Here is a 10,183-nt window from a genome sequence, read left to right as displayed (position 1 = left end):
ATATTAAGACAAGTTAAGTTTTGTAATTAACCCGTTAGGCATAACCACTATACTGCTTAATGAACCTTAATATCTTAATGGTTCAAATAAAAAAACTCACTTAACAGTGAGTTTTTTTTATATAATGCTTTATTTTTCTAGAGTGAAACCCCTCGCTTCCAGGGAATAAAATCGTTTTGGTTTAAGATTGCAGCTTTGGTTTTAATGGTACCGCTGGCAACATCGATGATAAACTCCAACATTTCATCAGCCATTTCGTCGATGGATTTTTCTCCTGTGATAATACCGCCAGTGTCAATATCAATAATATCGGACATCTTTTTAGCCAGGTCGGTGTTAGACGAAATTTTCACTACTGGTGCAATCGGGTTTCCTGTCGGAGTACCTAAACCAGTGGTAAACAATACCATATTGGCTCCCGAACCTACCATTGCCGTTGTACACTCCACATCATTTCCAGGGGTACAAAGCAGCGTTAATCCCGGTTTCGAAATGTATTCACCATAGTCGAAAACACCGGTAATTGGTGATGTCCCTCCTTTTTTAGCGGCTCCTGCCGATTTCATGGCATCGGTAATTAATCCGTCTTTGATATTACCCGGAGAAGGATTCATATCAAAACCTGAACCGGCATCTACCACGGTTTTTTCATACCATTTCATTAATTCTAAAAAGCGTTCTCCACTTTCATCTTCTACACAGCGGTTGACTAATTCCTGCTCTACTCCACACAATTCCGGAAACTCTGAAAGTATTGTAGTTCCTCCTAAAGCAGCCAGTAAATCTGAAGTCACCCCTAATGTCGGGTTAGCCGAAATTCCGGAGAATCCATCAGATCCACCACACTCTAAACCTATTTTTAGTTTGGATAAAGGTGCCGGAGTTCTTTGTACTTCGTTTGCTTTTTTAATGGCTTCAAACGTATCTTTTACCACACTGCTCAGCATGGCTTCGATTGTCCCGATTTGCTGTTGATCGTAAATCAAAACCGGTTTTTTACTGTTTGGATTTATCGCATCTAAAGCATCTTTAAAGATTTGAATTTGCAGGTTCTGACAACCCAGACTCAATACAGTTGCTCCTGCCACGTTTGGATTGTTTACATATCCTGCCAATAATTTAGCCAGACTATGCGAATCCTGACGAATACCTCCACAACCACCCTGATGTGTGATGAATTTTACTTCAATGTTATTGAATAAATTAGCATCGTTTGAAGCGGCTTCATTTCCGGCTCCACCGGTTTCTGATTTAACCAAAGAACGAAGTAACAATTGATAATCGTTCTCTTTGGGCTTCATTAATTCTTTTTCGAAAATATCTTTTAGAATTTCGATGTTTCTGTTTTCGCAAAATACTAACGGAAAAAACAGCCATACATTCTCGGTTCCAACTTGTCCGTCTTCTCTGTGATAGCCCATGAAAGTTCTGTCTTTCCACTTCTCAATATTGGGAGCCGTCCAGCCAATCGTTTCTGTTTTTCCGGTTACTTTATCACTTTCGTGTTTTACGTTAGCCGTAGAAAGCAAACCTCCTTTTTCAATTTTAGCACTCGCCTTTCCTACCAGAACTCCATACATAATAATCCTGTCTCCTGTATTAAAGGGAACCATCGCGATTTTATGCTTCATCTTCACATCACTCTCAACAGTAACAGCCGAACCTTCAAAATCAATCACCTCACCTGCTGAAAGATTTACCAAAGCTACTGCTACATTATCTGTAGGATGAACTTTTATTAATTTTTTTTGCGTTGCCATAACTAAACTTTCTGAGTTATATTATTTATTTGTTTTTGAAAATTGGTAAAACCATTTTCAATTCCGTTTGCATCAATTTCTTCCAATGCGACTGTAATTGCTTTTGTTAATCCCGGCACCAGTGTTAAATCTTCGTCCCAAAAGCTTTTATTCTGCAAAGTCAATCGTGCAATTTTTTCATAATCATCCGATTTCCAAAGACTTTCAAAAAAAGAAACAATATCCTCACTATCATTAATTGGCAAAACCTCTCCCTTCCAGCTTCCTTTGTAAAAACGGATCAAAGCAGCAAAAGCAAACGTTAAATGAACCGGAAGTTTTTGATGAATATCTACATATCCTGTTAAACTAGGTAATACGCGCACTTTAAATTTTGAAATCGAGTTTAATGCAATTGAAGACAGTAAATGCTTGATAAACGGGTTTCTAAAACGGTCCAGAATTTCTTCAGAGAAACTCGCCAATTCTGCTTTATCCATGTTCAGCGTTTCATTGATCTCTTCAAAAACAGCTTTATTTACAAAATCACCGGTAAAAGCATTGTCAACGGTTTCTTTTACAGTCTCGTTGCCATAAAGCATTGAGAAAGGAACCATAGCAGTATGTGCTCCATTAAGAATTCTCACTTTACGCGTACGATACGGCTGCATGTCGGCTACGATTTTTACATCCAGCGCTGTTTTTTCAAACGGAAGTTTTGCTTTCAGTTTATCATCTCCTTCAATTACCCACAAAAAGAAACTTTCGGCACTTACAATTAAATCGTCTTTATAATCCAACTGACTGTTGTACTCTTCAATCTGGTCTTTCGGATAGCCCGGTACAATTCTGTCTACTAATGTATTATGAAAAGAACAACTAGTTGTCAACCAGAAAACAACTTCATTTTCTAATTTCCAATCAGCACAATATTTTAAAATAATTTCTTTTAAAGTATCTGAATTGTAATTGATTAATTCGCAAGGAATAATCGTTAATGCTTTATCTGCCGCTCCTTTAAAATGCTTGAATCTCTCATATAAAAGCACCGTTAATTTAGCCGGAAAGGAAACCGGAGGCTGCATACTCAACTGATCGGATTCGATGTATTCTATACCTGCTTCGGTTGTATTTGAAATGATAAAAGCCAATTCTTCTTCCCTGGCCAAAGCCAGATACTCCTGAAAAGATGCATAAGGATCAATTGCTTTTACGATATTGGAAATCAATTCTTTTTCCTGAATCTCTTCTCCTTTTTTAACTCCTTTCATGAATAAGGTATACAATCCGTCCTGAGCATTAATCATGTTCACCAAACCTCTGTCTATAGGCTGTACTACGGCAATTCCTGCATTAAAACCAGCTTCCTGATTTAATTTTTGAAAAGCATATTCTACAAAGGCTCTTAAAAAGTTACCTTCTCCAAATTGAACTATTTTTATAGGAAGTTTTTCTGAAAGCCCTGAGCTCACTCTGTTTAATTTTTCCATTACTTTTTCTCTTAAAGTGTTATAAATAATCACGTTTAATACCTTATTTATCTCTGATTATTTCCTCTCACTGTAAAAGAAACATTACACTTGTGTGAGGAAAACAAATCTTGCTGTGAGGACTCACAAGATTCATTTATCAAGCGTAATGCTCAATTACAATTTCTAAAATCTAAAAAAAAACGCATGTTAAATAAGGACCTATATGATTACCCTTATTTATTTTTAATACTTTTTATAATATCCAGAACCTGACTAACTTTTGTTTTTAATCCGTCATAATCCTGTTGCTCTAATATCTCTTTTGAAATTAACTGTGATCCAATTCCCACGCAGGTTGCTCCCGCACTAAACCACGAAGTCAGACTATCAACTGTTGGCAAAACTCCACCTGTTGGCATAATATTCGTCCACGGACATGGACCTTTTATAGCTTTGATAAATTCAGGTCCGTAAATATCACCCGGAAACAATTTTACAATTTCACAGCCTAATTCTTCGGCTCTTGCGATTTCGGTAAGTGTTCCGCAGCCCGGAGACCAAAGTACTTTTCGTCGATTACAAGCAATTGCAATGTCTTCTCTAAAAACCGGAGTCACAATAAAATTCGCTCCCAAGCTCATGTACAAGGATGCTGAAGCCGCATCAGTAATAGAACCAACACCAAGCATCATTCCCGGTAATTCTGCCAAAGCATATTTATTTAATGCTCCGAAAACTTCATGAGCAAAATCTCCTCTGCTGGTAAACTCCATTAATCTTGCGCCACCATCATAGCAGGCTTTTAGCACTTTTTTACTTATTTCTATATCTGAATGAAAAAATAACGGAACCATTCCGTTCTCTTTCATCGTTAATGCCACTTCAATTCTCGAATATTTTGCCATATTTAAATCAATTATCTAGATACTAATCCGGTAGCATCACCATCTATCATATTTTCAACTTCTTTTAAGGTTACCAGATTATAATCTCCGGCAATGGTATGTTTTAAACAACAAGCAGCCACAGCAAAATCTAAAGCTCTTTGATTGTTGTTTTGATATTTCTGTAATCCGTAAATTAAACCTCCCATGAAAGCATCTCCACTTCCAACACGATCTACAACAGGAGTCACTTCTTTTACGGCTGCCTGATAAATGGCTTTACCGTCAAATAAAACCCCTCCTATTCTTTGATGTGATGCACTTACGGAATATCTAAGGGTTGTTGCTGCTATTTTTAAACCCGGAATCAAATCAAACAATTTGCTGTACAAAACCGGAAGCGATTTCTCATCCTGATAATTCGGATTGACTTTCGGAATTCCCAGCATAAAATAGGCGGTATCAATATCTCCTAAAATAACATTGCTGTATTGCAGCAGCTCCGGCATTACTTCACTTGGTATTTTTCCGTATTGCCATAATTTTGATCGGTAATTCAAATCGCAGGAAATTGTAATTCCCAGTTTATGAGCTGCTTTAACTGCTTCTAAACAGGCTTCAGCGGCACTTTGGGAGATTGCCGGTGTGATCCCGCTCCAGTGAAACCAATTGGCTCCCTCAAGCACTTTCTCCCAGTCAATCATTCCTTTTTCGATAGTTGCCATCGAACTGTGTGCACGATCATAAACCACATTACTGCCTCGTGTTCCGGCACCGGTTTCCAGAAAATAGATCCCTAAACGCTCTCCTCCGTAAACTACATTTCCGGACGCTACATTCATTTTTCGCATTTCTTTTACTGCCGAAGCACCAATTTCATTCTCGGGTAATCTAGTTACAAATTCGGCATTCAAACCATAATTAGCCAAAGACACGCAAACATTAAATTCACCGCCTCCATAAGACGCTCCAAATGCTTTTGCCTGCGAAAATCGCAAGTGTCTCTCTGTCGAAAGACGCAACATAATTTCCCCGAATGCAACTACTTTATTCAAGTTAATTTTTTTTGCCACAGATTAAAATGGTTAAATGAATTTTAAGACTTATTGTTAGAAATTCTCAGTCTCAGTTTTCAGTCTCAGTTCTCAGTCTCAGTTCTCAGTCTCAGTTCTCAGTCCCAGCTTTCAGTCCCAGACTGAGACTGAGACTGAAAACTGAGACTGGCATCTAACATCCAACTTCTCTCTTAAAATTTAAAATACTCTTTTGCATTATGATAGGAAATATCCGAAACCAATTTCCCTATCCATTCCATATCATTTGGAAGCTCTCCACGTTTGATTTCATCTCCTAAAAGATTACATAAAATACGTCTGAAATACTCATGTCTTGGGAAAGACAAAAAGCTTCTCGAGTCTGTCAGCATCCCCACAAAACAGCTGATTAAACCCATGTTTGAAAGAGCATTTAATTGTTTTGTCATTCCGTCTTTCTGATCTAAAAACCACCATCCCGATCCAAACTGAACTTTCCCTCTGACACTTCCGTCATTAAAATTTCCAATCATGGTTGCCATCACTTCGTTATCGGCCGGATTTAGATTATAAATAATCGTTTTCGTCAATTTATCTTTACTGTCCAGGGCATTTAAAAAGCCGGATAGTTTTTGTGCCTGCGGATAATCACCAATAGAATCCCAACCCGTGTCAGGTCCTAAAATTCGGTGCATGCGAGCATTATTGTTTCGCAAAGCACCAAGGTGAAATTGCTGCACCCATCCAAACTCATGATACGTTTCGGACAAGAATAACAATACAGCACTTTGAAACTTCAAAACTTCTTCGGGAGTTAAAATTCTGTTTTCTCTTTTCTTTTTGAAGATGCTATTAATTTCATTCTCTGTAAATTCCTCGAAGTAAATCTGGTCTAAACCATGATCACTAAGTTTACAGCCGTTTTGATTAAAGAACTCAATTCGGTTTCGCAATACACTGCACAAATCAGTATAGGTATGAATCGCAACTCCGGACACCTCTCCTAATTTGTCCAAATAGGCATTATAACCATCATTGGAAATTAAGATCGCTTTATCAGGTCTGAAGGCTGTACTCATTTTAGTTCCAATTGGATTCTTTGTCAATTTTTGATGAAACTCAAGACTGTCAATCGGATCTTCGGTCGTGCAAACCAATTCAGCATTTACTTTTTTAAGCAGATTTTGCGTGCTGTAAGCCGGAGAATTAATTTTCTCGGTTGCTTCCTGGTATATTTTCTCTGCCGATTTTTCATTCAGCAAATCATAAATATCAAAATAACGCGCCAACTCTAAGTGCGTCCAATGGTACAAAGGATTACGCATAGTATATGGAACCGTTTTGGCCCAGTTTAAGAACTTATCTTTGTCAGGAGCGTTTCCAGTCACAAACTGCTCGTTGATCCCTAAGGTACGCATCGCACGCCATTTGTAGTGATCTCCATTGATCCACACCTGCGTAATGTTTTCAAAAATTTTATCTTCAGCAATAAACTGAGGATTCAAATGATTGTGATAATCGATGATGGGCTGATTTTTGGAATAATTATGATACAGCTCTTCTGCAAATTTATTTTCAAGTAAAAAATTATCGTTTATGAAGGTATTTGAACTCATGATTTTTTTAATGTAATTGAAATAATTATTCGTTTGATGGCTTTCCGATTGTTGCTAAAATTCCACCATCGACATACAAAATGTGACCGTTCACAAAATCGCTGGCTTTTGAAGATAAAAATATAGCCGCTCCAGCCAGATCACTTGCTTCTCCCCATTTTGCAGCCGGTGTTCTACTGATGATAAAATCATTAAAAGGATGCCCGTCCACTCTAATAGGTTTGGTCTGTTCGGTAGCAAAATACCCCGGACCAATTCCGTTAATCTGAACATTATGTTTGGCCCATTCGGTAGCCATATTTTTGGTCAGCATTTTCAAACCGCCTTTCGCAGCAGCATAAGCTCCTACTGTACTACGGCCCAACTCGCTCATCATCGAACAAATGTTGATTATTTTTCCCTGCCTTCTTTCAATCATCCCTCTCACCACATGCTTTGATACAATAAACGGACTCACCAAATCAATATCAATAACCTCTTTAAAATCGGCTATCTCCATTTCAATCAGCGGAATTCTTTTAATAATCCCTGCATTGTTAATCAGAATATCAATTGGCCCCACTTCATTTTCAATTTTCCGAACTGCAGCGATAACTTCCATCTCGTCCGTTACATTAAACTTATACCCCACTGCATGAATCCCTTCTTTTTGAAGTTCCGCTACGGCATCATCAATTTTTTGTTGAGAAGAATTTCCGTTTACCACAATTGTCGCACCCGCCTCTCCTAATCCTTTTGCCATTGCCATTCCCAGTCCGTGTGTACTTCCTGTAATCAGAGCAACTTTTCCGTTTATATCAAATAATGAGTTTGCCATATTTTTTATCTTAAATCAGTGATTTTACACACATCCATATCTCCGTAATCCAAATTCTCACCCGCCATTCCCCAGATAAAAGTATAATTACTGGTTCCGGATCCTGAATGAATCGACCATGGTGGTGAAATAACCGCCTGATGATTGTTCATCCAAATGTGTCTCGTTTCCTGAGGCTGTCCCATAAAATGACAAACGGCCTGATTTTCGGGAATATCCAAATAAAAATAAACTTCCATTCTGCGATCGTGTACGTGTGCCGGCATGGTGTTCCAGACACTTCCGGGTCTTAATTCCGTCATTCCCATCTGTAATTGACAAGTGGTTACAACACCTCCTATAATCATTTGATTTACGGTACGGTGATTAGCTGTCTCCATAGTTCCCAATTCCAGCTTGTTTGCTTCTGCCAAACTCACTTTTACGGTTGGATATGTGCTGTGTGCCGGAGCAGAATTGATATAATATTTTGCAGGATTTTTAGGATCATCACTTTTAAAGATCACTTCCTGATTACCGCTTCCGATGTACAAAGCATCTTTAAACGCTAATTCGAAAGAAACTCCTTCAACAATCACAGTCCCTTTGCCACCTACATTGATAATTCCCATTTCTCTTCTTTCCAGAAAGTAACCTGCTTTCAACGGATCAATACTTTCCAAAGTAAGATCTTTCAACGGAACTGCCGATCCTGCTATATATCTGTCATAATGAGAATAGGTTAACACAATCTCATCTTCCTGCATTAAATCGTCAATTAAGAATTCGTTTCTCAATTCCTGAGTGTCATATTTTTTTACAGCTTCCGGGCTTGACGCGTATCTTGAACTATATTTTGTCATAATTTTAAATTAATGTAATCGATTGCACAAAATTAGATTTTTATCCTTAAAAACCATAATTGATTGTAAAATTTATTCTTTTTTTATAATTGTTTCTTTATCTGTAATCCTTAAAGATTGGTAATCGGACTGTATTTAGGTACTAACATTTTCATTACAGACCAGCCTGTCAGGTAACAAATAGCGCAAATAGAGAAAATGATAAAATATCCGGCTTCAATTCCGTGAAAACCCATAAATGACATATTGCTTTCTTTGGCATAATCAAACAGCATCCCAGAACCTTTATTGATAAAAGTAGAACCAATGCCTCCGGCCAAACCTCCAATACCAGTGATCGTTGCAATTGCTTTTTTAGGAAACATATCCCCTACAGTCGTAAAAATATTAGCCGACCATGATTGATGAGCTGCACCTGCGATACCAATAATAATAACGGGAATCCAATAACTGATGTATCCTAAAGGCTGTGCAATCAAGGCCAACAAGGGGAAAAATGCAAAAATTAGCATTGCTCTCATTCTGCCTTCATAGGGGTTCATTCCTTTCTTCTCAACAAAATAGGTTGGCAGCCAGCCTCCTATAATTGACAGCAGGGTTATCATATATAAAACGAATAAAGGAAGAGCCGCCTCAGTAGAATCCATACCGTAAACCGAACTTAGGTAAGCCGGAGTCCAGAATAAGAAAAACCACCATACCCCATCGGTCATAAACTTCCCAAAAGCAAATGCCCAGGTTTGTTTGTATTTAAAACAATCGACAAAAGAAACTTTGTCTTTGGTTTCCGGCACATAGCCTTTAAGTTTGCTGTCTATAATATCATCTTGTTGTATATACTCTAATTCTGAAGCACTTACTTTTGGGTGTTTTTCAGGCTTATCATACATGAAAATCCAAAATCCCATCCAGACAAAACCTAAAGCACCAATGATGATAAAGGCCATTTCCCATCCGAAAGATTCTGCGATAAACGGAATAGATATAGGAGCTGCCAAAGCACCAACAGTAGCGCCGGCATTGAAAATACTGGTAGAAAATGCTCTGTCTTTTTTAGGAAAATATTCAGCCGTCGTTTTAATCGCTGCCGGAAAATTTCCTGCTTCACCCACCGCTAAAACAAAACGGGCAAAGATGAACAGCGTTACACTTACATTAATGACCAATCCGGTGTCTTTCACAAGGTGAATTGCCTCCTTGGCGCCCTCGAAACCTACAAACCAGTTCCCAGTAATGATTCCGGCTGTGGCAATGCCACAAAAAGCGTGAAGACAAGCCCCAAAAGACCAGATACCAATGGCCCACAGAAATCCTCGTTTAGTATCCATCCAATCTACAAATCTACCGGCAAACAGTAATGAAACTGCGTAAAAAATAGAAAACAAGGCGGTTATATTTCCGTAGTCATTATTAGTCCAATGAAACTCAGGTGCGATAAAATCGCTCCACGTTAAAGAAAGTACCTGTCTGTCTAAATAGTTGATAGTGGTTGCAAAAAAAAGCAATCCACATATACTCCAACGATAACTTCCTGTAGATTTTTTGGATTGGGTCATAATAACTGCATCTGTTTGGTTCATGGTAATGGTTTATTATAAAGTTGATAGTTTTCCGGCTCATTTAATCTGCTGTTCAAACACGATATAAAAATTACAATACCTATGAATTAAATGCAACAAAATTAAATAAATGTAATCGATTGCACAAATATAGTTTTAAATCTTTATATTCCAAATAAATTATATAAAAATTTAATTTCAACACATAATTAAACAGATC

At 37.8% G+C, this 10,183-nt stretch carries 8 protein-coding genes; all 8 read right to left on the bottom strand.

Features of this window, described 5'->3' with window-relative positions:
* Positions 1 to 137: 137 nt before the first annotated feature.
* On the bottom strand, positions 138 to 1,760 hold the full coding sequence (locus JO950_RS19640; protein WP_202704164.1) for a UxaA family hydrolase: 1,623 nt from the start codon (positions 1,758 to 1,760) through the stop codon (positions 138 to 140).
* 2 nt (positions 1,761 to 1,762) lie between these two features.
* On the bottom strand, positions 1,763 to 3,229 hold the full coding sequence (locus JO950_RS19635; protein ID WP_202704163.1) for a tagaturonate reductase: 1,467 nt from the start codon (positions 3,227 to 3,229) through the stop codon (positions 1,763 to 1,765).
* 215 nt (positions 3,230 to 3,444) lie between these two features.
* A complete protein-coding gene (locus JO950_RS19630) occupies positions 3,445 to 4,116 on the bottom strand; it encodes a bifunctional 4-hydroxy-2-oxoglutarate aldolase/2-dehydro-3-deoxy-phosphogluconate aldolase (RefSeq protein ID WP_089078412.1) in 672 nt (223 codons plus the stop codon).
* 11 nt (positions 4,117 to 4,127) lie between these two features.
* Positions 4,128 to 5,150 carry a sugar kinase gene (locus JO950_RS19625; protein ID WP_202704162.1) on the bottom strand — a complete coding sequence of 341 codons (1,023 nt, stop codon included), beginning with the start codon at positions 5,148 to 5,150 and terminating at the stop codon, positions 4,128 to 4,130.
* Positions 5,151 to 5,341: 191 nt separating this feature from the next.
* The gene (gene uxaC / locus JO950_RS19620) at positions 5,342 to 6,745 is read right to left on the bottom strand and encodes a glucuronate isomerase (RefSeq protein WP_202704161.1); all 1,404 of its coding nucleotides are present in this window, start codon (positions 6,743 to 6,745) and stop codon (positions 5,342 to 5,344) included.
* A 25-nt stretch (positions 6,746 to 6,770) separates the two neighbouring features.
* Positions 6,771 to 7,562, bottom strand: coding sequence for a gluconate 5-dehydrogenase (locus tag JO950_RS19615; RefSeq protein ID WP_202704160.1), 792 nt, complete (start codon positions 7,560 to 7,562; stop codon positions 6,771 to 6,773).
* Positions 7,563 to 7,567: 5 nt separating this feature from the next.
* Positions 7,568 to 8,404, bottom strand: a complete 837-nt coding sequence (gene kduI, locus JO950_RS19610; RefSeq protein WP_202704159.1) for a 5-dehydro-4-deoxy-D-glucuronate isomerase — start codon at positions 8,402 to 8,404, stop codon at positions 7,568 to 7,570.
* Positions 8,405 to 8,514: 110 nt separating this feature from the next.
* Positions 8,515 to 9,984 (bottom strand): MFS transporter, encoded by a 1,470-nt coding sequence (locus tag JO950_RS19605; RefSeq protein ID WP_202704158.1) that lies wholly within the window; start codon positions 9,982 to 9,984, stop codon positions 8,515 to 8,517.
* Positions 9,985 to 10,183: the final 199 nt, after the last annotated feature.

It is taken from the genome of Flavobacterium sp. UGB4466, from assembly GCF_903469665.1.
Taxonomy (GTDB): Bacteria; Bacteroidota; Bacteroidia; order Flavobacteriales; family Flavobacteriaceae; genus Flavobacterium; species Flavobacterium lipolyticum.
This window is presented reverse-complemented; position numbering and strand designations above follow the sequence as displayed.

Excerpts from the sequence above, each read along its gene's own strand:
- kduI (WP_202704159.1), bottom strand. The coding sequence starts at position 8,404 with ATGACAAAATATAGTTCAAGATACGCGTCAAGCCCGGAAGCTGTAAAA.
- JO950_RS19605 (WP_202704158.1), bottom strand. The coding sequence starts at position 9,984 with ATGAACCAAACAGATGCAGTTATTATGACCCAATCCAAAAAATCTACA.
- JO950_RS19635 (WP_202704163.1), bottom strand. The coding sequence starts at position 3,229 with ATGGAAAAATTAAACAGAGTGAGCTCAGGGCTTTCAGAAAAACTTCCT.
- JO950_RS19615 (WP_202704160.1), bottom strand. The coding sequence starts at position 7,562 with ATGGCAAACTCATTATTTGATATAAACGGAAAAGTTGCTCTGATTACA.
- uxaC (WP_202704161.1), bottom strand. The coding sequence starts at position 6,745 with ATGAGTTCAAATACCTTCATAAACGATAATTTTTTACTTGAAAATAAA.
- JO950_RS19630 (WP_089078412.1), bottom strand. The coding sequence starts at position 4,116 with ATGGCAAAATATTCGAGAATTGAAGTGGCATTAACGATGAAAGAGAAC.
- JO950_RS19640 (WP_202704164.1), bottom strand. The coding sequence starts at position 1,760 with ATGGCAACGCAAAAAAAATTAATAAAAGTTCATCCTACAGATAATGTA.